The sequence below is a fragment of the Amycolatopsis sacchari genome (genome assembly GCF_900114035.1).
Classification (GTDB): domain Bacteria; phylum Actinomycetota; class Actinomycetes; order Mycobacteriales; family Pseudonocardiaceae; genus Amycolatopsis_E; species Amycolatopsis_E sacchari.
This window is the reverse complement of sequence record NZ_FORP01000015.1, coordinates 150,650-175,087: the sequence shown is the minus strand read 5'-3', so window position 1 is coordinate 175,087 and position 24,438 is coordinate 150,650. Positions and strand designations below refer to the sequence as shown.

Sequence of the window (24,438 nt, the reverse complement as noted above, 5' to 3'; positions counted from 1 at the left end):
CCGATGGCGAGCTCGGCCTCCCTGCTGGTGATCGCCGTGGCGCTGGTCCTGCTCGGTGGCGTGTTCGCGGCGGCCGACGCCGCGGTCAGCACCGTCTCCCCGGCGCGCGTCGACGGGCTGGTCCGGATGGGCCGGCCCGGTGCCCGGCAGCTGGCCGCCGTCGTCGCGGAGCGGCGCAGGCACATCAACCTGCTGCTCCTGCTGCGCATCATCTGCGAGCTCACCGCGACAGTGCTCGTCACGGTCGTGTTCCTGCGCTGGATCGACCCGCAGTGGCTGGCGGTGATCGTCACCGCCGTGGTGATGGTCGTGGTCAGCTACGTGATCATCGGCGTCGGCCCGCGCACCATCGGCCGCCAGCACCCGTACCGCGTCGGCGCCGCCATCGCGGGTCCTGTGCGGGCGCTCGGCACCGTGCTGGGCCCGCTGTCGCGGCTGCTGATCCGCATCGGTAACGCGATCACCCCCGGCCGCGGTTTCCGCGAGGGGCCGTTCACGTCCGAGATCGAGCTGCGTGAGCTGGTCGACCTCGCTCAGGAGCGCGGCGTGGTGGAGCCCGCCGAGCGCGAGATGATCCACTCGGTCTTCGAGCTGGGGGACACCGTCGCGCGCGAGGTCATGGTGCCGCGCACCGAGATCATCTGGATCGAGCAGGACAAGACCGTGCGCCAGGCGCTCGCGCTGTCGCTGCGCACCGGGTTCACGCGCATCCCGGTCATCGGCGAGTCCGTCGACGACATCCTCGGCGTGGTCAACCTCAAGGACCTCGTGCGGGCGTCGCTCGACAACGGCGCGGCGAAACCGGTGGAGCAGCTGATGTACCCGGCGAGCTTCGTGCCCGACTCCAAACGCCTCGACGACCTGCTGCGCGAGATGCAGCTTTCCCACAACCACATGGCGATCGCGGTGGACGAGTACGGCGGCACGGCCGGGCTGCTGACCATCGAGGACATCCTGGAGGAGATCGTCGGCGAGATCACCGACGAGTCCGACGTGGAGGAACGGCCGCCGGTCGAGCACCTCGACGACAAGTCGGTGCGGGTGTCCGCGCGGCTGAGCGTGGACGACCTCGGCGAGCTGTTCGGCATCGAGCTGGACGACCACGACGTGGAGACCGTCGGCGGCCTGCTCGCCCAGCGCCTCGGCCGCGTGCCGCTGCCCGGTGCCGAGGCCGAGGTCGACGGGCTCCGCCTGCACGCCGAGGGCGGCAAGGACCGCCGTGGCCGGATGCGGATCACGACCGTGGTGGTCCGCGCGGCGGACGACGCGATAGCCGGTCGTAGGGTGATGACCGGCAACACGGACGAACGGGACGGGAGCGTGGACTGATGGCCGAGCTGGAGCCGGAGGACGAGAAGATCGTGGTGCTCGCCCGGTCGGCACGGGCCCGCACGCAGGCCGCGGAGGGGGCCGCGGTGCGCGACACCGACGGCCGGACGTACGCGGCCACCACGGTCGAGCTGCCGTCGTTCCAGGTCACCGCGCTCCAGGCGGCGATCGCGGCGGCGGTGTCCAGCGGCGCCGAGGGCCTCGAAGCGGCGGCGGTCGTGACGGACCGGCCGCTGGTGGACGGCGCCTCGGTGCAGGCGGTGCGGGACCTCGCGGTGGCGGCGCCGATCTTCCGCGCCGACCTCTCCGGTGACGTGCAGGAAGTCGTGCAGTGACCCACCGCTCCGGTTTCGCCTGCTTCGTCGGCCGCCCCAACGCCGGCAAGTCCACCCTGACCAACGCGCTCGTCGGCAGCAAGGTCGCGATCACCTCCAGCAAACCGCAGACCACCCGGCACGCGATCCGCGGCATCGTGCACCGCGAGGACGCGCAGCTGGTCATCGTGGACACCCCCGGCCTGCACCGGCCCCGCACGCTGCTGGGGCAGCGGCTCAACGACATCGTGCACTCGACGTGGTCCGAAGTGGACGTCGTCGGGTTCTGCGTGCCCGCCAACGAGAAGATCGGTCCCGGGGACCGGTTCATCGCCGCGGAGCTGCGCAAGATCGCGAAGCGCACGCCGGTGATCGGCATCGTCACCAAGACCGACCTCGTGGGCCGCCAGCAGGTCGCCGACCAGCTGCTCGCGTTGCAGGAGGTGCTGGACTTCGCCGACCTGATCCCGGTGTCCGCGGTGGACGACTTCCAGGTGAAGGACCTCGAAGACCTGCTCGTGGCGCGGCTGCCCGAGGGCCCGCAGCTGTACCCGGACGGCGATCTCACCGACGAACCCGAGCAGACGCTCGTCGCGGAGCTGATCCGCGAGGCGGCGCTGGAGGGCGTGCGGGACGAGCTGCCGCACTCGATCGCCGTGACCGTCGAGGAGATGCTGCCGCACGAGGGCCGTGACGACATGGTGGACGTGCACGCGTTCCTGTACGTGGAGCGGCCCAGCCAGAAGGGCATCATCCTGGGGCACAAGGGAGAACGCCTGCGGACGGTGGGTTCGGAGGCCCGGCGGCACATCGAGGCGCTGCTGGGCACGAAGGTCTACCTCGACCTGCACGTGAAGGTCGCGAAGGACTGGCAGCGCGATCCGAAGCAGCTGCGGCGGCTCGGTTTCTGAGTTCTGTCGTACCCGCGTGAGAAGATGTCGGGGTGAGTCTCTACCGCGACACCGGTGTGGTGCTGCGGGTGCACAAGCTGGGTGAGGCCGACCGGATCATCACCCTGCTCACCCGCAGGCACGGCAAGGTGCGCGCCGTCGCCAAGGGGGTGCGCCGCACCACGTCGCGCTTCGGGGCGCGGCTCGAGCCGTTCGGGCACGTCGACGTGCAGTTCTACACCGGCCGCACGCTCGACGTGATCACCCAGGTGCAGACCGTGGACGCGTTCGCGCTGCCCCTGGTCGGTGACTACCAGCGCTACACCGCGGCGAGCGCGATCGCCGAGACGGCCGACCGCCTGACCGCCGAGGAGGGCGAGCCGGCGGTCCGGCTGTACCTGCTGGTCACGGGCGCGTTGCGGGCGCTCGCGGAGGGCGAACGCGACCCGTCGCTGGTGCTCGACGCGTTCCTGCTGCGCGCGATGGCGTTCGCGGGCTGGGCGCCCGCGATCATGGAGTGCGCGCGCTGCGGGCTGCCGGGGCCGCACCGGGCGTTCAGCGTCCAGTCCGGGGGGTCGCTGTGCGGCACCTGCCGGGCGCCCGGCGCCGTGCACCCCGCGCCGGAGGTGCTGGTGCTGCTGGACGCGTTGCTGCACGGCAACTGGGACGTGGCGGAGGCCGCGGTGCAGGGTGCCCGGCGGGACGCGAGCGGCCTGGTCGCCGCGCACCTGCAGTGGCACCTGGAACGGCAGCTGCGTTCGCTGCCGCTGGTCGAACGCCGCGCGCGGGAGGTCGCCGCGGGCGGGGGTTAGGGCGTGGCCGCGATGCGCCGCCCGGGGGCAAGTAGGGTCGGACGGCGGAAGCGAGCTACGGGAGGCGAATACAGGTGCTGCGCAGGGGACGTCAGGACACCGCCGTGGCGGCGTTGCGGGCGCCGGACCCGCACCCCTCCGGTGCGCGGCCGCCGGAGATCCCGGCGGAGCTGGTGCCCAACCACGTCGCGCTCGTCATGGACGGCAACGGGCGCTGGGCCAACCAGCGCGGCCTGCCCCGCATCGAGGGCCACAAGCGCGGTGAGGCCGTGATGATCGACGTCGCCAGCGGCGCGGTCGAGCTGGGCGTCAAGTGGTTGTCCGTCTACGCCTTCTCCACCGAGAACTGGAAGCGCAGCCCCGAAGAGGTGCGCTTCCTGATGGGCTTCAACCGCGACACGATCCGCCGCCAGGTGGACTACCTCGGCTCGATCGGGGTCCGCATCCGGTGGGCGGGGCGCACCCCGCGGTTGTGGCGCAGCGTCATCAAGGAGCTGCAGGCCGCGGAGGAGAAGACCAAGCACAACACGCTGCTGAACATGACGATGTGCGTCAACTACGGCGGCAGGGCCGAGATCGCCGACGCGACGCGCCGCATCGCGCAGCTCGCGGCCGAGGGCAAGATCAACCCGGACAAGGTCGACGAGCGGATGCTGGCGAAGTACCTGTACCAGCCCGAAATGCCCGACGTGGACCTGTTCCTGCGCCCGTCCGGCGAGCTGCGGACGTCGAACTTCATGCTGTGGCAGTCGGCGTACGCCGAGTTCGTCTTCCAGGACACGCTGTTCCCCGACTTCGACCGGCGTCAGCTGTGGGCCGCCTGCCTGGAGTTCGCCAAGCGCGACCGCCGGTTCGGTGCCGCGGTCGACGCTGCCGCCGCCGCGAAAGGTGCCTCATGACGACCGAAGCCGCGACCACCGCGGAGCTGCTGAGCCGGGCCCGTGAGGCGCTGGAGCGCTACCTGGAGGTCCACGTCGACGACGACGGTGCGCTGACGTTCTCGCACGCCGGCGTGCCCGCGGTCATCCAGTCGACGCAGCTGGCGGAGGGGCTCACGGTGCTGAGCCTGACGTGTGTGGTGGCGTGGGACCTGCCGGACAAGCCGGGCATCGCGGCGTCGGCGGCGGAGCGCGCCGGGCAGGGGCTGTTCGGCACGCTCGGGGTCTCGCACACGGACCGCGGGCTGGACCTGACGCTGCGGTACGCGTTCCCGGCGCAGGGGCTCGACGTGGCGGCGCTGGGCACCCTGCTGATGCTGGTGGTCTCGACGGCGTCGCAACTACGGGGCGAACTGGTCCCGGCCGACTGATTCTCCCGGGCGCTTCTGGGGGTGGGGGTTGGCTGGAGGGGGCGTACGGGGTCCTTGCGTGGCTCGATGCCGCTGTGTCGCGGCTTGGTCTCCCAGCCGCCCTCGTCCGGTGTGCGGTCGCTCTCTCGCGGGCGCGCCGCCGCTCTCGCCCGGTGTCTGGCCGCTTCGCGCTGCTGCCCTTGTCCGGTGTGCGGCCGCCTCGCGGCCGCACCGCCCCTCTTGTCCGGTCCGGCCGCACCGCCGCTCTCGCCCGGCCGCGCCCGCCCCTTGCCCGGCATCCGGTCACCTCGCGCTGCGGCCCTGGCCCGCCGTCCGGCCGCCTCGCGCCGTGTCGCCCCCTTGCCCGGCGTGCGGTCGCCTCGCGCCGCACCGCTCGCCGCTCTCGCTCGGCGTCCGGCCGCCTCGCGTTGCCGCCCTTGCCCGCCGTCCGGCCGCCGTGCGGCCGCGCCGCTGTTCTCGGATTGCCGCACGACCCCTCTCGCCCGGCCGCGCCCGCCCCCTTGCCCGGCACCCGGCCGCCTCGCGGCCGCGCCGCCCCCCTTGCCCGGTGTCCGGTCGCCTCGCGCTGCGGCCCTGGCCCGCCGTCCATCCGCCTCGCGCCGCACCGCTGCTCTAGCCCGGTGTCCGGTCGCCTCGCGCTGCGGCCCTGGCCCGCCGTCCAGCCACCTCGCGCCGCACCGCTGCTCCCGCTCGGTGTCCGGCCGCCTCGCGCTGCGGCCCTTGCCCGGCGTCGAGCTGCCTCGCGGCCGCACTGCCGCTCTCGCTCGGCGTCCCGCCGCCTCTCCCACCTGCCGCCCCTCGCTGAAGCGCGCCCACCCTCGCCCGAGCGCACCGGACCCTCGCCCAAAACCCCACCCGCCCCACGCCCGGCTCCCTCCGTCCACCCCAGCAACCGCCTCCCCGCAACCGCCCCCGAACCCCCACCCGCTCCACGCCCGACCCCACCCCTCCGCCACCCAACCGCCACCCAACCGCCCCCTCGCGATCCCCTCCGCAACCCCACCCCGACCACCCCCGACCGACCATTCGCAAACCCGCGAATGGCACCCCTGACCTGCGCTTTTGTCCCAAATCTCCATCATCGTCACCCACCCGTGTCAGTACCGGCACGAATTCGCCCCGGACTGTCGGCGGGGCCTGGCATCATTCGCCTCATGACCGCACTGACCGACCGCCCGCCGCCCGAGGAGCGCGCCCGCCGCCGCGTGACCTCCGTCGAGGTGTTGTGCGCGGTGCTGCTCGTCGCGGTCCTCGTGCAGGGCTGGGTGCGGGACGCGCTGGACGTGCCCGCGCTGCGTACGGGCGCCACCGTCTTCGTCGCGGTGTGCGTGCAGGCCTTGCCGTTCCTCGTGCTCGGGGTGCTGGTCAGCGGTGCGATCGCCGCGTTCGTGCCCGCGCGGGTGCTCCGGAAGGTGCTGCCGCGCCGCACCGCCGCCGCGGTGGGTGTCGCCGGGCTCGCCGGCGTCGCCCTGCCCGGGTGCGAATGCGCTTCGGTGCCAGTGGCACGGCGGTTGCTCGGGCAGGGGGTGGCGCCCGCGGCCGCGCTCACGTTCCTGCTCGCCGCACCGGCCGTGAACCCGGTGGTGCTGGTCGCGACGGCCGTCGCCTTCCCCGGACGGCCCGAGATGGTGCTGGCCCGCTTCCTCGGTTCGCTCGCGACCGCCGTGGTGATGGGCCTGCTGTGGGCCCGCTGGGGCAAGCTGGAGTGGATCGTGGACCGCGCCCTGCGGCGTCTACCCGAGTCCGGACCGGGAGGCGCGCGCTGGCGCACGTTCGCCGAGATCGCCCGCGCGGACCTCGTCGAGGCGGGCGGGTTCCTCGTACTGGGCGCGTTGATCTCAGCGGCGCTGAACGTGCTGGCGCCGCAGTCCTGGTTCGACGCGCTCGGCGGGCAGTGGGTGCTCGGGGTGCTGGTGATGGCGGTGCTCGCCGTCGTGCTCGCGTTGTGCAGCGAGGCGGACGCGTTCGTCGCGGCGTCGCTCACCGCGTTGCCACTGCTGCCGAAACTGGTGTTCCTGGTCGTCGGCCCCGCTGTGGACGTCAAGCTGTTCGCCCTGCAGGCGGGCACGTTCGGCCGGTCGTTCGCGGTCCGGTTCGCACCCGTGACGTTCGTGGTGGCCGTCTGCTGCGCGCTCGCGGTGGGCCTGCCGCTGCTGGGAGGCGCGCGATGAGGCCGGGGCTGGCGCTCGCGTCCGTCGCGCTCGGTGCGGTCGGGGTGGTCTTCGCGGGCTCGACGTGGATCACCTGGTTCATCGTCCAGCCCGGTGGCGCCCTGCCGACGCCGTTGTCGATGGTGGTCGGACTGGTGCTCGGGGCGCTGTGGGTGCTGGTGCTGGGTGCGGCGGTGCTGAGCGTCCTGTTCGGCGTCCTCGCGAGAACCACGGGCAGGCTCGCGCTGACGGGGATCGCGCTCGGTGTCGTGGCGGGGCTGCTCGCGCTCGGCGGAGCGCTCGCGTTCGTCGTCGCGGCAATGGACTGGACCACCGTGCACGCGGTGAACCGGGGGCTGTGATGCGGCGGGAGACCCAGAACATCCTGCTCGTGCTGCTCGGCGGTGCGCTGCTCAAGATCGGCATAACCGGTGACTACCTGCGCTACGTCAAGCCCGCGCAGCAGCCGTGGGTGCTGGCCGGGGGAGCGGTGATGCTCGTGCTGGGCGCCGTCGCGATCGTGCGGGACGTGCGGGCGGGGCGCGCCGCCGAAGGACATGGGCACGCGCATCCCGCACGTTCGGCGTGGCTGCTGCTCCTGCCGGTGCTGGCGGTGTTCCTCGTGGCCCCGCCGGCGCTGGGCTCGGACTCGGTCACGCGCACGGAGGCCCGAGCTCCCGCACAAACGGCTTTGGCGTTCCCACCGCTGCCCGCCGAGGCAGTCGTGCCGCTGTCGATGACCGAGTTCGTCACCCGCGCGGGCTGGGATTCGGGCGGTTCACTGAACGGCCGTCTCGTACGGCTGACCGGCTTCGTCACGCACGCGCGCGGTTCGGTGCTGCTCGCGCGGATGGTGATCACGTGTTGTGCGGCGGACGCGTACCCGCTCACGGTCCGCCTCACCGGCACCGCACCCACCTACCCCGACGACACGTGGATGGAGGTGACCGGCCGGGTGGTCCCCGGCACAGCGACGAGCGCCAACCGCTACACGCCCGACTTGACCGTCGACTCGGCACGCCGTATCGACCAGCCGCAGGACCCCTACGAGGACTAACTCCAGAGACCGGCAGGGTTCGCGCGCCCTCGGGACGAACATGCCGCTGGGCGGCCAGGGGTCGTTGGTTAACCAGGGAGCAGGTCGCCTCAGCGGCGCCGGCGCTGCCTACAGCTGCGATCCCGCCCGGCGCCGCGGCGGTCCCGCTCGAGCTGGTGAGTGGCCGGGCTCAGTGGTGGACGTAGGAGCTGTGCCCGGGCAGGCGGGTCGCCCGGCGCCAGTGGCGATCTCGCTGGAGCTGTGGCTGGGTGCTGGTGAGTGGCCGGGGTGGGTGGTGGACGTAGGAGCTGTGCCTCGGGCAGGCGGGTCGGCGGCGTTCCCGCTCGAGCTGGTGGCGGGTGCTCGTGGATGGCCGGGCTCAGTGGCGGATGTAGGACTGCGCCTCAGCCAAGTGGGTCGCCGGGCGGTAGCGGTGGTCCCGTCTCAGCCGTTGCTGCGTGCTCGTGGATGGCCGGGCTCAGTGGTGGATGTGAGGGTGCGTCTCAGCCAAGTGGGTCGCCGGGCGGTAGCGGTGGTCCCGTCTCAGCCGTTGCTGCGTGCTCGTGGATGGCCGGGCTCAGTGGTGGATGTGAGGGTGTGCCTCAGCCAAGTGGGTCGCCGGGCGGTAGCGGTGGTCCCGTCTCAGCCGTTGCTGCGTGCTCGTGGATGCCCGGGCTCAGTGGTGGATGTGAGAGTGCGCCTCAGCCAAGTGGGTCGCCGGGCGGTAGCGGTGGTCCCGTCTCAGCCGTTGCTGCGTGCTCGTGGGTCGCCGGGCTCAATGGTGGATGTGAGATTGCGCCTCAGGCAAGCCCATCCCCCGGCCCTGGCGGCATCCCACCCGAGCCGTTCCCCGCGTCCACGGCCGCCCCAGGCGGCGCTCCCGCCATGCCGGAGCCGCCGTCACCCCAGCCCCCGCCCGGCGCCGCGCGGGCCCGGCGGCAACCCCAACGACCCCTACGACTGAGCCCGGCGGGCGGCGCAGTCGGCGCAGGTGCCGACGATCTCGATCGTGTGGTCGATCTCCGAGTAGCCGTGCCCGGCCGCGACCTTCTCCGCCCAGCGCTCGACCGCGGGGCCCTCCACCTCGACGGTCCTGCCGCAGTGCCGGCACACCAGGTGATGGTGGTGGTGCGAGGAACACCGCCGGTAGATCGCCTCGCCGGTGCCTGTGCGCAGGACGTCGATCTCCCCGGCCTCGGACAGCGACTGCAGCGTCCGGTAGACCGTGGTCAGCCCGATCCCGTCCCCGCGGCGGCGGAGTTCGTCGTGCAGTTCCTGGGCCGAGCGGAAGTCGTCGATCTCGGCCAGCAGCTCCACCACGGCGGCCCGCTGCTTCGTGGACCGGCGGCCCGGCACCGGAGCCACCCTGCTCATACGACCTCCTCCCCGGATCCGGCCACCGCGACCCGGACAACCTCGCTCATGAACCCTCCTGCACGTGGGCCACCGCATCCACCACGATGTGGGCCAGATGATCGTCCACGAGCCGGTACACGACCTCGCGGCCCCGCCGCTCCCCGTGCACGACCCCCGCCGCCTTGAGCACCCGCAGGTGCTGGCTGATCAACGGTTGCGCCACGTCGAGCGCGTCCACCAGCTCGTGCACGCACCGGTCGGCGTCCCGCAGCTGCAGCACGATCGCGATGCGCACCGGCGCCGCCAGCGCACGCAGCAGCTCCCCCGCCCCGGCCAGCGTCGCCGGGGACTGGACCGGCGTGGACGGCTTGACCGGCCCTTCGGAGTGCACCTCGCCGGGCAGGGGACTCGCCGCCGTCATGTCGATCTCCAGCCTGTCGTGGGGGGTGTCCTTCCATCCTAGTGGGCGCTATCCCGGTCCCGGCCGGTCTGTCAAGCCCCCCGCCGCCCACGCGGACCGGCCGGATACCCTGGACGAAACCGTCCCGCAGGCCCTGGAGAGCGTGGAAAGTGCCCGCCAACACGATTGAGACCGTCGTCAGCTTGTGCAAGCGCCGTGGCTTCGTCTTCCCGAGCGGGGAGATCTACGGCGGTACCCGGTCGGCGTGGGACTACGGACCGCTCGGCGTGGAGCTCAAGGAGAACATCAAGCGCCAGTGGTGGAAGACCATGGTGCAGAGCCGCGAGGACGTCGTCGGCCTCGACTCGGCCGTCATCCTGCCCCGCAAGGTGTGGGAGGCCTCCGGCCACGTCGAGGCGTTCGTCGACCCGCTGGTCGAGTGCCTGTCCTGCCACCGCCGGTTCCGCGCCGACCACCTGCAGGAGGAGTTCACCGAGCGCACCGGCAAGGAGCTCGCCGAGGGCGACCTGTCCGAGGTGCCCTGCCCCAACTGCGGCACCCGCGGCCAGTACACCGAGCCCCGCAGCTTCAACGGGCTGCTCAAGACCTACCTCGGCCCCGTCGAGAGCGAGGAAGGCCTGCACTACCTCCGCCCGGAGACCGCGCAGGGCATCTTCGTCAACTTCCTCAACGTCCAGACGACCTCGCGCAGGAAGCCGCCGTTCGGCATCGGCCAGATCGGCAAGTCCTTCCGCAACGAGATCACGCCGGGCAACTTCATCTTCCGCACCCGCGAGTTCGAGCAGATGGAGATGGAGTTCTTCGTCGAGCCCGGCGAGGACGAGCGCTGGCACCAGTACTGGATCGACCTGCGCACGCAGTGGTACACCGACCTCGGCATCAAGTCCGAGAACCTGCGCCACTACGAGCACCCGAAGGAGAAGCTGTCCCACTACTCGAAGCGGACCGTCGACATCGAGTACCGCTTCCAGTTCTCCTCCGGCCAGGAGTGGGGTGAGCTCGAGGGCATCGCGAACCGCACCGACTTCGACCTCACCACGCACTCGAACCACTCCGGCGTGGACCTGTCGTTCTTCGACCAGGCCACCGGCGCGCGGTACCGGCCGTTCGTCATCGAGCCTGCCGCCGGTGTCGGCCGCCCGATGATGGCCTTCCTCCTCGACGCCTACGCCGAGGACGAGGCGCCCAACGCCAAGGGCGGGGTGGACAAGCGCACGGTGCTGCGCCTCGACCGCAGGCTCGCCCCGGTGAAGGCCGCGGTGCTGCCGCTGTCCCGCAACGCGGACCTCACCCCGAAGGCCAAGGACCTCGCCGCGCAGCTCCGCAAGAACTGGAACGTCGAGTTCGACGACGCGGGCGCGATCGGCCGCCGGTACCGCCGCCAGGACGAGATCGGCACGCCGTTCTGCATCACCGTCGACTTCGACTCGCTCGAGGACCAGGCCGTCACCGTCCGCGAGCGCGACTCGATGACGCAGGAGCGCGTGGCGCTGGACCAGGTCGAGGGCTACCTGGCCGCGCGCCTGCTGGGCTGCTGACGCACCCCTGACACCTGTCACGGGCAGGTCGTGACGAGCGGCCTGCCCGCACAGGCGTCCCCGGCGGCAGAGTCGGGGACATGAACGAAACCAGCTCGCCGCCGCGCGAAGCGGCGGTCACGGCCGGGGCCGCGGTGCGGCTGTCCGGCCTGCGCAAGTCCTACGGCGAGGTGCGCGCGGTCGACGGCATCGACCTCACGATCGCGCCCGGCGAGGTCGTCGCGTTGCTCGGCCCGAACGGCGCGGGCAAGTCCACCACCGTGGACATGATCCTCGGACTGTCCACTCCGGACTCCGGCACGGTGTCGGTGTTCGGTGCCGCACCGGGGGAAGCCGTGCGGGACGGGGTGATCGGCGCGATGCTGCAGGGCGGCGCCCTGCTCGCCGACGCGACTGTCGGTGAGATGGTCGCCATGGTCGCCTCGCTGCACCGCAAGCCCATGCCGGTCGGGGAGGCGCTCGCCCGCGCCGGGGTCGACGACCTGAAGAACCAGCGCGGCAACCGGCTTTCCGGCGGGCAGAAGCAGCGCGTGCGCTTCGCCGTCGCGCTCGTGTCCGATCCGGACCTGCTGCTGCTCGACGAACCGACCGCGGCGATGGACGTGAGCAGCCGCCGCGAGTTCTGGCGCTCGATGCAGGCCTTCACCGACTCCGGCCGCACCGTGGTGTTCGCGACGCACTACCTGGAGGAGGCCGAGGAGTTCGCCGACCGCGTGGTGCTGATGCGCAGCGGGCGGATCGTGGCGGACGGTTCGGTCGCGCAGGTGCGTGCGCTCGCCGGTGGCCGCACGCTGCGGGCCGTCGCGCCCGGTGCCACCGCGACGACGCTCGCGAACCTGCCCGGCGTCACCGAGTACCAGCTGCGCGGCGAGCAGATCGCCTTGTCCAGCAACGATTCCGACGCGACCCTGCGGGCGCTGCTGACCGCCTTCCCCGACGCGCGGGACATCGAGATCGCCGCGATCGGCCTGGAAGGCGCGTTCCTGTCGCTCACTTCCGACGAGGAGGAGAAATGAGCCTCAAGTTCCTGCTGCTGGAGATCCGGCGCACCACGCGTTCGCCCCGGTTCCTGCTGTTCACCGTGGGCTTCCCGGTGGTGCTCTACCTGTTGTACGTGGGGATCTTCGCCTCGGGCCAGCCCGACGCGAAGGCGGTGCTGATGGTCAGCATGACCTCCTTCGGCGCGATGGCCGCCGCCCTGTTCACCGGCACGCGCGTCGCGCTGGAGCGTGCTTCGGGCTGGCAGCGGCAGCTGCGGCTGACGCCGCTGTCGGGTGCCGGCTACCTGACCGCGAAGGCCGCCACCGGGATGACGCTCGCGCTGGCGCCCGCGGTGCTCGTGCCGCTGGTCGCCGCGCTGGGTGAGGGCGTCTCGCTCGACGCCTCCGGCTGGCTGCGGGCCACGCTGGGGGTGTGGCTCGCCGCGATCCCGTTCACCCTGATCGGGCTGCTGATCGGGCAGCTCGGGTCCGGCGACTCGGTCCAGCCGATGACGCAGCTGGTGATGCTGCCGATGGCGCTGCTCGGCGGGATCTTCATCCCGGTCGACGCGATGCCGCACTGGCTGCTGAACGTCGCGCACGTGCTGCCGAGCTACTGGATGGGCCAGATCGGGCGGGGCGCGGTGACGCCCACCCTCAGCACGGGCCTCGGGCAGGACTTGCTGGTGCTGGGCATCTGGACGGTCGTGCTCGGGATCGCCGTGGTGCGGCGTTACCGTAGGGATTCGGCACGGGTGTGATGAGGGGGAACGGGGTGGACCGGGACGGCTGGTGGCGGGAGGACACCCCGTCCACCCCCGCCCGGCTGTGGCGGTTCACCGCCCGCTGGGTGGTGGTCGGCACCGTGTTCCTGATCCCGGTCGTCAGCCCTGCGCTGCGGTGGGCGTTCGCGCCGGGCACGCCGGTCGCGTCGGCGGTGGCCGGGCTGGTCGCCGTCGCGCTCTACTGCGCCGGGTACCTGGCGTTCCAGCTGGTGGTGTTCGCCCCGGTCCCGCAGCGGCGGAAGGTGGCCTTCTGCGTCGCCATGCTGGCGCTGGGCTGGGTCATCGTGGTGCTGCTCCCGGACAGCCAGGTGTACCTGCTGCTCTACGCGATGGCCGTGATCGCGTTCGGCCTCGCGCCCGGCTGGGTGCTGGTGCTCAACGGCGGCACGCTCGCGGCGCTGGCGATCATGGTGTGGCAGCGGGTGGGGGAACACGGCTCGTTCAGCGACGTGTGGGCCCTGCTGGGCATCACCGCGTCGATGTTCTTCGTCGGCCGCCTGCTGCGCACGGTCCGGCGGCTGCGTGCGGCGCAGGCCGAGATCGCCACGCTGGCGGTCACCGCCGAGCGGGAGCGGCTGGCCCGCGACCTGCACGACATCCTCGGCCACAGCCTCACCACGATCACGGTCAAGGCCGGGCTCGCGCGGCGGATGCTGGAAAGCGGGCAGCCCGAGCGCGCGGCCGCGGAGATCGGCGAGGTGGAGGGGCTGTCCCGCAGCGCGCTGGCCGACGTGCGGGCGACGGTGTCGGAGTACCGCGAGGTGTCGCTGTCGGCGGAGCTGGTGGGGGCGCGCGCGGCGTTGCGGGCGGCGGAGATCGAGGCGGACCTGCCGCACGCGGTGGACAACGTGCGGCCGGACCTGCAGCAGGCCTTCGGGTACGTGCTGCGGGAGGCGGTGACGAACGTGGTGCGGCATTCGGGGGCGAAGCACGTGAAGGTGCGGTTCGGGCGGAACTGGCTGGACATCGCCGACGACGGGGTGGGGGCACCGGAAGGCGTGCGGGGCAACGGTTTGCGGGGGCTGAGCGAGCGGCTCGCCGAGCTGGGCGGGACGCTGCACACGGAGTCCGGTGTGGACGGTGGGTTCGTGCTGCGGGCGGAGGTGGGGTCGTGATCCGGGTGCTGCTCGCCGACGACCAGGCGATGGTGCGGGGCGCGCTGGCGACCGTGCTGGGCCTGGAAAGCGACATCGAGGTGGTGGCGCAGGTCGGCTCGGGCGAGGAAGTGGTGCCGGCGGCGAAGGAGACGGCGCCGGACGTGGCGTTGCTGGACGTGCAGATGCCCGGCAAGGACGGGCTGACGGCCGCGGCCGAGCTGCACGCGGCGGTGCCGGCGTGCCGGATCATCGTGTGCACGACGTTCGGCAGGCCGGGTTACCTCGCGCGGGCGATGGCGGCGGGCGCGGCGGGTTTCGTCGTGAAGGACTCGCCGCCCGAGCAGCTCGTCGAGGCGGTGCGCCGGGTTTCCGCGGGGTTGCGGGTGGTGGATCCGGCGCTCGCGGCGGAGTCACTGGCGACCGGCCCGAGCCCGTTGACCGCGCGGGAGCACGACGTGCTGCTCGCCGCCCGTGACGGGGGCACGGTGGCGGACGTGGCGAAGCGACTGCACCTGTCGGAAGGCACGGTGCGCAACCACCTGTCGGCGGCGATCGGCAAGACGGGTGCCCGCACGCGCGCGGAGGCGGTCCGCCTCGCGGAGGAGAACGGGTGGCTGTGAGAATGCGGGCATGACCACGGCGGCGAACTGGGTGCGGCGCGCCCTCTTCGGGACCGCGCTGGTCGTGGTGCTCGCGATCGGCGGGACCGCGATCCGCGTGTGGCAGGTCGCGCGCGTCGACGACCGGTCCCACGCCGACGTGATCATCGTGCTCGGGGCGGCGCAGTACAACGGCAAGCCGTCGCCGATCTTCCAGGCCCGGCTGCGGCACGCGAAGCAGCTGTACGAGGCCGGGGTCGCGAGCACGATCATCACCGCGGGCGGCAACCGCGCCGGTGACGAGTACACCGAGGCCTCCGCCGGGGCGCGGTGGCTGGTCGAGCAGGGGGTGCCGGAGTCGGCGACGCTGCCCGTGGGGGAGGGGCGCGACACGCTCGGCAGCCTGCGGGCGGTCGCGACGGAGGTCGCGCGGCACGGCTGGCGCACGGCGGTGCTGGTGAGCGACCCGTGGCATTCGCTGCGGGCGCGGACGATGGCCGAGGACGTCGGCATCGAGTCGTGGACCTCGCCCACCCACACCGGGCCGATCGTGCAGACGCGCCAGACGCAGGCGATGTACATCTTCCGGGAGACCGGCGCGCTGCTGTTCTACCTGATCACCAAGACCCCGGCCGACGACATCGGCGGGACGGGACTCGGTTGAACACCGCGGCGCGGAGCGCCTCGATCGGGGGTGGTGGTCGGGCGAGGGGCTGGCCTGTCGGTACCTGCTCCTATGGTGGGGGCCGTGTACACCGAACACGACCGCGAACGCCGCGTCCCGGAACCGCCCAAGAGCGCGGCGCTGCCGGGCGCGCGGCCGGACGGGCGCAGCGAGTTCGCCCGCGACCGCGCCCGCGTGCTGCACTCGGCGGCGCTGCGGCGGCTGGCGGGCAAAACGCAGGTGGTCGGGCCGGGGGAGGGCACCGAGATCAGCGGGGTGCCGCGCACCCGGCTGACGCACTCGCTGGAGGTCGCGCAGATCGGCCGCGGCATCGCCGAGGAGCTGGGCGCCGACCCCGACCTCGTGGACACCGCGGGGCTGGCGCACGACATCGGGCACCCGCCGTTCGGGCACAACGGGGAGCAGGCGCTCGACGCCGTGGCCGAGCCCTGTGGCGGGTTCGAGGGCAACGCGCAGACGCTGCGGATCCTGACGCGGCTGGAACCGAAGCTGGAGCCCGCGGGGCTGAACCTCACGCGAGCGTGCCTCGACGCGGCGACGAAGTACCCGTGGCCGCGCCGTGCGGGGCAGGCCAAGTTCGGGGTGTACGCGGACGATCTCGAGGTCTTCACGTGGCTGCGGGAGGGGGCGCCCGAGGGCAGGCAGTGCCTGGAAGCGCAGATCATGGACTGGGCCGATGACGTGGCGTACTCGGTCCACGACGTGGAGGACGGTGTGCTCGCCGGCCGCATCTCGTTACCCGTGCTCGCCGACGCGGAGGAGCGGTCGGCGGTCGCGGAGCTGGCGGCGAAGCACTTCTCGACGTTGTCGGTGTCCGCGCTGGAGAGCGCGGCACGCGAGCTGTTGACGTTGCCGGTGGTCGCGGAGCTGGCGAAGGGCGCCGGTTCGTCCTTCGCCGCACACGTCGCGCTGAAGCGCGTCACGAGTGAGCTGGTGGGTCGCTTCGCGACAGCGGCCGTCACCACTACCCGCGCCCGGTACGGCGACGGGCCGCTGACGCGTTACGCCGCGGATCTGGAGGTGCCCGAGCAGGTCCGTGCCGAGGTGGCGCTGCTCAAGGCGCTCGGGCTGCGGTACGTGATGAGCGACCCGCGGCGGCTGGCGATGCAGGACGGGCAGCGCCAGATGCTCGCCGAGCTGGTGGAGCTGCTCCTCCGCCGCGCGCCCGAGTCGCTGGACAGCGTGTTCCACCCCGCGTGGCACGCGGCACCGGACGACGCGGCGCGCCTGCGCGTGGTGGTCGACCAGGTGGCCTCGCTCACGGACGCGCAGGCGCACGCGTGGCACGCCTGGCACACCGGACGGCACTGAGAATCCGGTAGCGTCGGAGCGATGGCGAACCCGGAACTGGACCACCTGCGCTTCTGCCTCGCGCTGCACCGGGCGGCGGCCGGGCAGGGCGATTCCTGCTTCTCGCCCTACTCCGTGGCCAGCGCGCTCGGCCTGGCGAGCCAGGCGACGCGGGGGCCGGCGTCCGAGGAGCTGGTGCGGCTGCTCGCGGAGTCCGACGCGGACATCGCCAAGCAGGCCGAGCTGCTGCGTGGCGCCGCGACCCTCGACGACCCCGGGCGGCGCGAGGCCCCCGTGCTCGAAGTAGCCAACACCCTGTGGGCGGGGGAGGACTTCCCGCTCAACGAGGACTTCGTGGGCGAGCTCGCGTCCTGGCCCAACGGTCGGGTGCGCACGGCGCCGTTCGTGGTCGACCCCGAGGCCGTGCGCAGGGCGATCAACGGCGACGTGGCCCAGACGACGCACCAGCTGATCCCGGAGCTGCTCGCGCCCGGTGCCGTCAAGGGGGACACAGTGGCCAGCCTGGTCAACGCGCTGTACCTCAAGGTCGCGTGGGTGCACCCGTTCCAGCGCGGCGGCACCGAGGACGGTGATTTCCACAGCCCGTCCGGTGTCCGCCGGGTGCAGATGATGCACCTTTCGGAGTCGCTCGGTTACGCCGCGCGAGACGGCTGGCAGGTGGTCGACCTCCCGGGCGCAGGCGGGGTCGGCGCCACGATCCTGCTGCCGGAAGGGGAACTCGCCGCCGCCGAGTCCACTGTGGATGCTCAGCTGCTGGCGGGGCTGCTCGCCGCGCCTCGCCGCAGGCAGGTCCGGCTCACGCTGCCGAAGCTCTCCCTGCGGGCGCGCGCCGCGCTCAAGCCCGCCCTCGCGGACCTCGGCGTGCGCACGATGTTCAGCACCGGCGCCGACTTCACGCCACTGTCGCCGCACCCGGACCTCTACGTCGACGACGTGCTGCACGAAGCCGTGCTGCGGCTCGACGAGCAGGGGCTGGAGGGCGCGGCGGCCACCGCCGTGATGGTCCGCACGCTGTCCATGGTCATGCCCGCCGACCCGGTCGAGGTCGTCGTGGACCGGCCTTTCCTGCTCCTCGTGCGGCACGCCGCGACGGGTGTGGTCTACTTTTTCGCCCGCGTTGTCGAACCCTGAGGTAGAAAGTGACCGCGTTGCTGGAGGCGCCCGGGGCGGTGCAGGTGGATGAGCCCGGACGGCGGCGGTGGAACCGCGCCGACACCATCACGGGGCTGTGCTACCTGGCCGCCGCGTTCATCATCTACGCCGGGTTGTGGGTCAACCTGGGCAGTGGCTACCTGTACAACAGCGCGCAGGACCAGAACATGTGGGAGTGGTTCTTCGCGACCACCGCCCACTCGGTGTGGGATCTGCGGAACCCGCTGGAGTCGGTGCTGCAGAACTACCCCGACGGCGTGAACATGATGGCCAACACGGCGATGCTCGGGCTGAGCATCCCGCTGTCGCCGATCACGCTGCTGTTCGGGCCGACCGTCACGTGGGCGATCGCGCTCACCGGCGGCCTCGCCGGCACGTCGTTCGCCTGGTACTGGGTGTTCTCGCGGCACCTGGTGAGCTCGCGGGTCGCGGCGGCGATCGGCGGGGTGTTCTGCGGGTTCGCGCCGCCGATGATCTCGCACGGCAACGCGCACCCGAACTTCGTCGTGTTGTTCCTGCTGCCGTTCATCGTGCTGCGGCTGATCCGCCTCGCGCAGGGCGCGCGGCCGGTGCGGGACGGGATCGTCCTGGGCCTGCTGCTGGCGTACCAGATCTTCCTCGGCGAGGAGCCGCTGCTCATCACGATGATGGCGTTCGTGGTCTTCGCGATCGCCTACGCCGTGTCGCGGCGGCGCGAGGCGGCCGCGATGGTCCGGCCCACGGTCATCGGGCTCGCGGTCGCCGCGGTGCTGTCGGTGGCGCTGGTGATCTTCCCGCTGTGGTGGCAGTTCCTCGGCCCGCAGAGCTACCGCACGCTCGAACACGGCCCGGTCGGCAACGACACCGCGGCGTTCACCCGCTTCGCGACCGAGTCGATCGCGGGGCAGGCGGAGGCCGCGGCGGACGTGTCGATGAACCGCACCGAGGAGAACGCGTTCTTCGGCTGGCCGCTCATCGTGTTCATGGTGGTGCTGACGGTGTGGCTGTGGCGCAACGTCCTCGCCCGCTCGATCGCGATCTCGATGTTCGTCATGGCGTGGCTGTCGCTGGGGCAGGAGATCGTCGTCGACCACGACAACACCGGCATCCCGGGGCCGTGGAAGCTGCTGGCGAACCTGCCGCTGTTCGACTCGCTGCTGGAGTCGCGGCTGGCGATGGGGTGCATCCCCGCGGTCGGCGCGCTGCTGGCGATCGCGACCGAGAAGATCTTCCGCGCGGCGCCGTCGTTCCGGGACCGGGAGCTGCCGCTGCGCTGGCTGTGGCTCGGCGTGCTCGTGGCGGTGCTGCTGCCGATCACGCCGACCCCGCTGCAGGCAAGCACGCGGCCGCCGACGCCGGCGTTCTTCTCCGACGGCACATGGCGGCAGTACGTGACGGGCGGCTCGGTGCTGACCGTGCCGCCGCCCGGCACGGGGGACGCGCGGGCGCTGCACTGGCAGGTCCGCGCGGACAGCGGGTTCCCGCTGGCGGGTGGGTACTTCGTGGGCCCGAACGGGCCGGACGACAAGCGGGGCCGCTACGGCGCCCCGGACCGCCCCACCGCGACGACGTTGTACAAGGTGCAGGAGACGGGTGACGTCCCGGAGATCACGGACACCGACCGCACCGAGGCGCTGACCGACCTGCGCTACTGGCACGTGGACGTGGTGGTCCTGGCGCCGGGCACGAACCAGCAGGCGCTGCAGACCACGGTCGAGCAGCTGCTGAACACGCCCGCGCGTTACGTGGACGGCGTGTGGCTGTGGGATGTGCGGGCGCTCACGAAGTGAGGTAATCGGCGATCGCCGTTCGGTGGGGTGGTGGGTCGAGCAGCTGCTACTGCGCTGCATGCGCGCGCTATGTGGACGGCGTGTGGTTGTGGGATGTGCGGGCGCTCACGGAGTCGTGAGGTAGTTGGCGATGGCCGTTCGGTGGGGTGGTGGGTCGAGCAGCTGCTACTGCGCTGCATGCGCGCGCTATGTGGACGGCGTGTGGTTGTGGGATGTGCGGGCGCTCACGAAGTCGTGAGGTAATCGGCGATCGCCGTTCCCAGTGCGGGGTCGGCGACGGCGCTCATGTGGTCGCCCGGGACCTCGCGGAACTCGCCGTGCGGTAGCAGGGCCGCGAGCCGGTCCGCGCCGCGCTGGCCGTCGTCCCGGTCGCCGACCAGCACGAGCACAGGCGTCTCGACCCGGCTCAGCTCCTCGGGCGGGGTGCCGACGAAGGTGTCGAGCAGGTGCCGCAGCGCCACCGGATCACCGCCGGTCGAGCGCAGGAACCGTTCGGCCTTCCACTCGGCGGAGCCGCGGTCGAACGTGCCCAGCCCGTCCAGGACGCGGCGGAAGTGCTCGACACTGCCGCTGGGCTCGACGACACCCTCCAACCCGGTGCCTGCCACCACCGCACGCCCCGGTTTCGCCCCGCGCACCAGCATCCGCAGCACCGTGCGGGCGCCGAGGGAGTAGCCGCCGAGGTCGTAGTCGGTCAGCCCCAGGTGCTCCAGCAGCGCGAACCCGTCGTCGGCGAGCACGTCCGGCGGGTACGCGGCCGGGTCGTGCGGCTTCGCGCTGTCGCCGTGCGCCCGCAGGTCCGGCAGGATCACGCGCCGCCCGCGTTCGGCGAGCCGGGCCGCGTGGCCGTAGGCGAGCCAGTTGACCCGAGCGGTGGAGAGGTAGCCGTGGAAGAGCACCACCGGACGACCCTCGCCCAGCTCGCGGTAGGCGAGTTCGGTGCCGTCGCGTCCCGGAAAGGTCCCTGTCACGGGTTCCGACGCTATCTCGTCCCCAGTGCAGAAGGAGGAGAACCATGTCACGCATGCCCGTGGTGTCTACAAAGGACGCCAACCTGTTCGCCCGGCTCATCTACCGCATCGCCCGCCGCCGCTACGGCGCGGTGCCGGAACCCTTCGCGGTCATCGCGCACCACACCGGACTGCTGGCCGCGGGTGCGCTGCACGAGCTGGCCGTGGAGAAGGCCGCCAGGACACTGCCCGCCAACGTCCGCGAGATCGTGGGCTACCGCGTCGCGGTGCGCCTCGGCTGCTCGTGGTGCGTCGACTTCGGCACGATGCTGCAGAAGCACGAGGGCCTGGACATCGAGCGCCTCAAGCACATCGACGACTACGCGACCTCCCCGCTGTACAGCAGGCAGGAGCGGCTCGCCATCGCCTACGCCGACGCCGTGACGGCCACCCCCGTCGCGGTCACCGACGAGCAGGTCGCCGAGCTGGAGCGCGAGTTCGGCCGCAAGGGCGTGCTGGAGCTGACCTACCTCGCGGCCGTGGAGAACCTGCGTGGCCGGATGAACAGCGCGCTGGAGATCACCGACCAGGGCTTCACGTCAGGGGAGGCGTGCCGGGTTCCGCTGCCGGGACTCGCGTGAGCTTGTCCGGGTTCGCCACGTCGTAGATCGTGACGATCCGGCCGTCGCGGATCACCATCGTCTGCAGGTGCGCGTCGAGCGGTCGCTTCCCGGGGACCTCGGCGGGCGGCAGGTAGACGCCGAGGTCCCCGTTGACCAGCACCGGACGGCCGCCGCGGAACGCCTCCAGCGAGTACATCTCGACCAGGCCGCGGAAGAAGCGGACGAGCTTGTCCGCGCCGACGATGACCTGCTTGGCCGTGCGGGCCTTGCCGTCCGAGTCGCCGATGAAGGTCACGTCGGGGTGCAGGATCTCGGCGACCTCCCGCACGTTCCCCGTGAACAGGGCGTTGAGGAACCGGTCGAGCACCTGCTGCTGCTCGGCCAGGCTCGCCCGCGGGGGCGGTTCGGCGTCCTTCAGCGCACGCCGCCCCCGCGAGGCGTGCTGGCGCGCGGCGTCCTGGCTGACCCCGAGGATGCCGGCGATCTCGTCGAAGGGCACGGAGAACGCGTCGTGCAGCACGAACGCGACGCGCTGCTCCGGTGTCAGCTTGTCCAGCACGACCATCGCCGCCATGCGCACGCCCTCGTCGCGGACGGCGACGTCCAGCGGGTCCTCGGGGTCACGGCCACTCAACGGGGTGACGATCGGCTCGGGCAGCCACTGGCCCACGTACCGCTCGCGCCGCACCGCGGCCGAACGCAGCCGGTCGAGGCAGAGGCGGCCGACGACCGTGGTCAGCCAGCCCTTGAGGTCCCGGATCGCGGCCCGCTTCTCCTCGTCGAGGCCCGCGAGCCGCAGCCAGGTCTCCTGCACGGCGTCCTCGGCGTCCGCCACCGATCCGGTGAGCCGGTAGGCGACGGCGACCAGGTGGGCGCGGTGCGCGGTGAACTCCTCGGCCAGCCCCATGACAGAGACAGTATCCTCGACCCGTGGCAGGGCGAATCCGGGAATCCGACATCGCGGAGGTGCGCGACCGCAACCGGATCGACGAGGTCGTGGGTGACTACGTGGCCCTGCGCAACGCCGGCGGCGGCGCGCTCAAGGGGCTGTGCCCGTTCCACGACGAGAAGACCCCGTCGTTCAACGTCCGCCCGACGCACGGCACGTTCCACTGCTTCGGCTGCGGTGAGGGCGGCGACGTCATCAAGTTCCTGATGAAGATCGACCACCTCCCGTTCGTCGAGGCGGTCGAGCGGCTGGCCGACCGCGTCGGCTTCCGGCTCACCTACGAGGGTGGCGGCGCGAGCGTCCAGCGCGACCGCGGCACGCGCACCCGGATGGTGGAGGCGCACAAGGCGGCGGCGGAGTTCTACGCCGAGCAGCTGCGCACGCCCGAGGCCGAGCTCGCGCGCCAGTACCTGCGGGAGCGCGGCTTCGACGAGGCCGCGGCGCAGCGGTTCGGCTGCGGGTTCGCGCCGTCCGGCTGGGACAAGCTGACGAAGTTCCTGCTCAACCGCGGTTTCGAGCTGTCGGAGCTGCTCAAGGCGCAGCTCGTGCGCGAGGGCAGGCAGGGCCCGATCGACCGCTTCCACCGGCGGCTGGTGTGGCCGATCAAGGACCTCTCCGGCGACGTCGTGGGCTTCGGCGCGCGGCGGCTGTTCGACGACGACCCGATACAGGCGAAGTACCTCAACACCAGCGAGAGCCCGATCTACAAGAAGTCGCAGGTGCTGTTCGGGCTCGACCTGGCCAAGCGCGAGATCGCCAAACGGCACCAGGTGGTCGTCGTCGAGGGCTACACCGACGTGATGGCGATGCACGCGGCGGGCGTGCCGACGGCGGTGGCGTCGTCGGGCACGGCGTTCGGCGAGGACCACATGAAGGTGCTGCGGCGCCTGCTGATGGACGACGACGCGTTCCGCGGCGAGGTGATCTTCACCTTCGACGGCGACGAGGCGGGGCAGAAGGCCGCGCTGAAGGCGTTCGAGGGGGACCAGACGTTCGCGGGCCAGACGTACATCGCGGTCGCGCCGGACGGCATGGACCCGTGTGAGCTGCGCCTGGCGAAGGGCGACGCGGCGGTGCGCGACCTGGTGGCGCGGCGGATCCCGCTGTTCGAGTTCGCGATCCGCAGCATGCTCGCCGAGTACGACCTCGATTCGGTCGACGGGCAGGTCGCCGCGTTGCAGCGCACCGTGCCGCTGGTCGCGCAGATCAAGGACCGCGCGAAGCGGGACGGGTACGCCACCAAGCTCGCGTGGTGGGTCGGCTGGCAGGACGCGGACATGGTCGTGCGGCGCGTACGTGGTGCGGCCGGTGCTCCCGTCAAGGCCGAGCGGCGTGCGCAGGCGTCAGCGCCCGCGCCGGAGGACGTCCAGCGTCCGTCGCCGAAGGACCCGCGGTTGATGGCCCAGCGCGAGGTGCTGAAGGCGGCGTTGCAGGAGCCCGCGCTGGCCGGGCCGGAGTACGACGCGCTGCCCGAGGAGGCGTTCACGCACCCGGCGTACGTCGCGGTGCACCGGGCGGTGCTGAAGGCGGGCGGCGCGAGCTGCGGGCTCGCCGGCCCGGCGCTGCTCGACGCGGCGAGCGCGAACCTGCCGCCCGGCACGGTGCGCACGCTGTTGTCGGAGCTGGCCGTGGAACCGTTGCACGCCAAGAGCGAGGCCGATGTGCGCTACATCGGCAGCATGATCGCGGCCGTGCAGGAGAACCTGGTCGGCAGGCAGATCGCGGAGATCAAGTCGCGCCTGCAGCGACTGTCCCCTGTGGACGCCGAGGAGGAGTACCGGGCGTTGTTCGGGGACCTCGTGGCGCTGGAGGAGTACCGGAAAGCGTTGCGCCAGCAGGCGATCGGCGGGATGGACTGAGGTGACGGCCTGGCTGCGCCGGCTGTTCGGCGACCGGTTGCCGGACGGGTTCGCGGGCGAGCTCGAACCCGCGGAGAACGCGCTGGCGTCCGCGGCGGTCGCTTCGGGCGGGCACCTCGTCGTGACCGAGCTGGGCCTGTGGCTGCCGGAAGGGCGGCGTGTCGGCTGGCACCTGATCAGCAAGGCGGGCTGGGCCGAGGGCGTGCTGACGCTCGTCGAGGCGTCGGAGGTCGGCACGGCCGGCGCGGCGGTGCTCCTGGCCGACCGTCCTCCGGTGCGTTTTCCGTTGCCGCGGCCCGGTCGCGTGCCCGCGATGGTGCGGCAGCGGGTCGACGGCTCCATCCGCGGGCGGCACCGGCAGGAGCTGTCCGGCGGCGGGGTGTGGTTCGTGCAGCGGAAGGTGCCGGGGCGCGACGGGAGTGTGCTGCAGGCGAGGCCGGATCCGGGGGTGGACGCGGAGGTCGTCGCCGCGATCGCCCGGGAGGCCGCGGAGAGGCTGGCGCGGCCGGAGGCTTAGCAGTACG

General features: G+C 72.3%; 25 protein-coding genes. 21 read left to right on the top strand and 4 right to left on the bottom strand.

The features are described from left to right. The first annotated feature begins 3 nt into the window (after window positions 1–3). The 9 genes from BMZ92_RS23905 (at window position 4) to BMZ92_RS23865 (ending at window position 7,861) form a co-directional block, all read left to right on the top strand. Entirely contained in the window at window positions 4–1,329 is a 1,326-nt protein-coding gene (locus BMZ92_RS23905) for a hemolysin family protein (RefSeq protein ID WP_091511606.1), read from the top strand. Next, a complete protein-coding gene (locus BMZ92_RS23900) occupies window positions 1,329–1,664 on the top strand; it encodes a cytidine deaminase (protein WP_091511604.1) in 336 nt (111 codons plus the stop codon). The genes BMZ92_RS23905 and BMZ92_RS23900 overlap by 1 nt, the downstream gene beginning before the upstream one ends. Continuing rightward, entirely contained in the window at window positions 1,661–2,554 is an 894-nt protein-coding gene (gene era / locus BMZ92_RS23895) for a GTPase Era (RefSeq protein ID WP_091511601.1), read from the top strand. Before BMZ92_RS23900 ends, era begins: the two co-directional genes overlap by 4 nt. 32 nt (window positions 2,555–2,586) lie before the next feature. Next, entirely contained in the window at window positions 2,587–3,345 is a 759-nt protein-coding gene (gene recO, locus BMZ92_RS23890; protein ID WP_091511598.1) for a DNA repair protein RecO, read from the top strand. A gap of 74 nt (window positions 3,346–3,419) precedes the next feature. Beyond that, on the top strand, window positions 3,420–4,244 hold the full coding sequence (locus BMZ92_RS23885; RefSeq protein WP_091511596.1) for an isoprenyl transferase: 825 nt from the start codon (window positions 3,420–3,422) through the stop codon (window positions 4,242–4,244). After that, window positions 4,241–4,654, top strand: coding sequence for a hypothetical protein (locus BMZ92_RS23880; protein ID WP_091511593.1), 414 nt, complete (start codon window positions 4,241–4,243; stop codon window positions 4,652–4,654). The genes BMZ92_RS23885 and BMZ92_RS23880 overlap by 4 nt, the downstream gene beginning before the upstream one ends. Before the next feature lie 1,154 nt (window positions 4,655–5,808). Continuing rightward, the gene (locus tag BMZ92_RS23875) at window positions 5,809–6,825 is read left to right on the top strand and encodes a permease (RefSeq protein ID WP_177228844.1); all 1,017 of its coding nucleotides are present in this window, start codon (window positions 5,809–5,811) and stop codon (window positions 6,823–6,825) included. Further along, window positions 6,822–7,166: a hypothetical protein gene (locus BMZ92_RS23870; RefSeq protein ID WP_091511589.1), complete on the top strand. Its 345-nt coding sequence runs from the start codon at window positions 6,822–6,824 to the stop codon at window positions 7,164–7,166. The genes BMZ92_RS23875 and BMZ92_RS23870 overlap by 4 nt, the downstream gene beginning before the upstream one ends. After that, window positions 7,166–7,861 (top strand): TIGR03943 family putative permease subunit, encoded by a 696-nt coding sequence (locus BMZ92_RS23865; RefSeq protein ID WP_091511676.1) that lies wholly within the window; start codon window positions 7,166–7,168, stop codon window positions 7,859–7,861. The genes BMZ92_RS23870 and BMZ92_RS23865 overlap by 1 nt, the downstream gene beginning before the upstream one ends. 933 nt (window positions 7,862–8,794) lie before the next feature. Here the strand turns inward: BMZ92_RS23865 and BMZ92_RS23860 are convergent. Together BMZ92_RS23860 and BMZ92_RS23855 are read right to left on the bottom strand one after the other, a co-directional pair. Beyond that, entirely contained in the window at window positions 8,795–9,214 is a 420-nt protein-coding gene (locus BMZ92_RS23860) for a Fur family transcriptional regulator (RefSeq protein WP_091511588.1), read from the bottom strand. A 46-nt stretch (window positions 9,215–9,260) separates the two neighbouring features. Further along, a complete protein-coding gene (locus BMZ92_RS23855; protein ID WP_091511585.1) occupies window positions 9,261–9,617 on the bottom strand; it encodes an ArsR/SmtB family transcription factor in 357 nt (118 codons plus the stop codon). A 149-nt stretch (window positions 9,618–9,766) separates the two neighbouring features. Here BMZ92_RS23855 and BMZ92_RS23850 point away from each other — a divergent pair, with 149 nt between their 5' ends. The 9 genes from BMZ92_RS23850 (at window position 9,767) to BMZ92_RS23810 (ending at window position 19,533) form a co-directional block, all read left to right on the top strand. Continuing rightward, a complete protein-coding gene (locus tag BMZ92_RS23850) occupies window positions 9,767–11,155 on the top strand; it encodes a glycine--tRNA ligase (protein WP_091511583.1) in 1,389 nt (462 codons plus the stop codon). A gap of 80 nt (window positions 11,156–11,235) precedes the next feature. Next, window positions 11,236–12,171, top strand: a complete 936-nt coding sequence (locus BMZ92_RS23845) for an ABC transporter ATP-binding protein (protein WP_091511580.1) — start codon at window positions 11,236–11,238, stop codon at window positions 12,169–12,171. Then, window positions 12,168–12,896: an ABC transporter permease gene (locus BMZ92_RS23840; RefSeq protein WP_091511578.1), complete on the top strand. Its 729-nt coding sequence runs from the start codon at window positions 12,168–12,170 to the stop codon at window positions 12,894–12,896. Before BMZ92_RS23845 ends, BMZ92_RS23840 begins: the two co-directional genes overlap by 4 nt. Beyond that, a complete protein-coding gene (locus BMZ92_RS23835; RefSeq protein WP_091511575.1) occupies window positions 12,896–14,035 on the top strand; it encodes a sensor histidine kinase in 1,140 nt (379 codons plus the stop codon). Before BMZ92_RS23840 ends, BMZ92_RS23835 begins: the two co-directional genes overlap by 1 nt. Then, window positions 14,032–14,637 carry a response regulator transcription factor gene (locus BMZ92_RS23830; protein WP_091511573.1) on the top strand — a complete coding sequence of 202 codons (606 nt, stop codon included), beginning with the start codon at window positions 14,032–14,034 and terminating at the stop codon, window positions 14,635–14,637. The genes BMZ92_RS23835 and BMZ92_RS23830 overlap by 4 nt, the downstream gene beginning before the upstream one ends. A 10-nt stretch (window positions 14,638–14,647) precedes the next feature. After that, window positions 14,648–15,280: a YdcF family protein gene (locus BMZ92_RS23825; protein WP_091511571.1), complete on the top strand. Its 633-nt coding sequence runs from the start codon at window positions 14,648–14,650 to the stop codon at window positions 15,278–15,280. 72 nt (window positions 15,281–15,352) lie between these two features. Further along, a complete protein-coding gene (locus BMZ92_RS23820; RefSeq protein WP_091511569.1) occupies window positions 15,353–16,612 on the top strand; it encodes a deoxyguanosinetriphosphate triphosphohydrolase in 1,260 nt (419 codons plus the stop codon). 21 nt (window positions 16,613–16,633) lie between these two features. Beyond that, a complete protein-coding gene (locus tag BMZ92_RS23815) occupies window positions 16,634–17,743 on the top strand; it encodes a serpin family protein (RefSeq protein WP_091511567.1) in 1,110 nt (369 codons plus the stop codon). Window positions 17,744–17,751: 8 nt separating this feature from the next. Next, a complete protein-coding gene (locus BMZ92_RS23810) occupies window positions 17,752–19,533 on the top strand; it encodes a glycosyltransferase family protein (RefSeq protein WP_091511564.1) in 1,782 nt (593 codons plus the stop codon). A gap of 224 nt (window positions 19,534–19,757) precedes the next feature. On the opposite strand, the gene BMZ92_RS23805 is transcribed toward BMZ92_RS23810, so the two are convergent. Then, the gene (locus tag BMZ92_RS23805) at window positions 19,758–20,504 is read right to left on the bottom strand and encodes an alpha/beta fold hydrolase (protein WP_218153540.1); all 747 of its coding nucleotides are present in this window, start codon (window positions 20,502–20,504) and stop codon (window positions 19,758–19,760) included. 44 nt (window positions 20,505–20,548) lie between these two features. Here BMZ92_RS23805 and BMZ92_RS23800 point away from each other — a divergent pair, with 44 nt between their 5' ends. Then, a complete protein-coding gene (locus BMZ92_RS23800; protein WP_091511562.1) occupies window positions 20,549–21,124 on the top strand; it encodes a carboxymuconolactone decarboxylase family protein in 576 nt (191 codons plus the stop codon). Here BMZ92_RS23800 and BMZ92_RS23795 read toward each other — a convergent pair. Next, window positions 21,078–22,013, bottom strand: coding sequence for a sigma-70 family RNA polymerase sigma factor (locus BMZ92_RS23795; RefSeq protein WP_091511560.1), 936 nt, complete (start codon window positions 22,011–22,013; stop codon window positions 21,078–21,080). The two genes, BMZ92_RS23800 and BMZ92_RS23795, sit on opposite strands and share 47 nt — an antisense overlap. Before the next feature lie 23 nt (window positions 22,014–22,036). Here BMZ92_RS23795 and dnaG point away from each other — a divergent pair, with 23 nt between their 5' ends. Continuing rightward, complete coding sequence (gene dnaG, locus BMZ92_RS23790; protein ID WP_091511558.1) at window positions 22,037–23,914, top strand: DNA primase; 1,878 nt, start codon at window positions 22,037–22,039, stop codon at window positions 23,912–23,914. 1 nt (window position 23,915) lies between these two features. Next, window positions 23,916–24,431, top strand: a complete 516-nt coding sequence (locus BMZ92_RS23785; protein WP_091511556.1) for a hypothetical protein — start codon at window positions 23,916–23,918, stop codon at window positions 24,429–24,431. Window positions 24,432–24,438 lie beyond the last annotated feature (7 nt).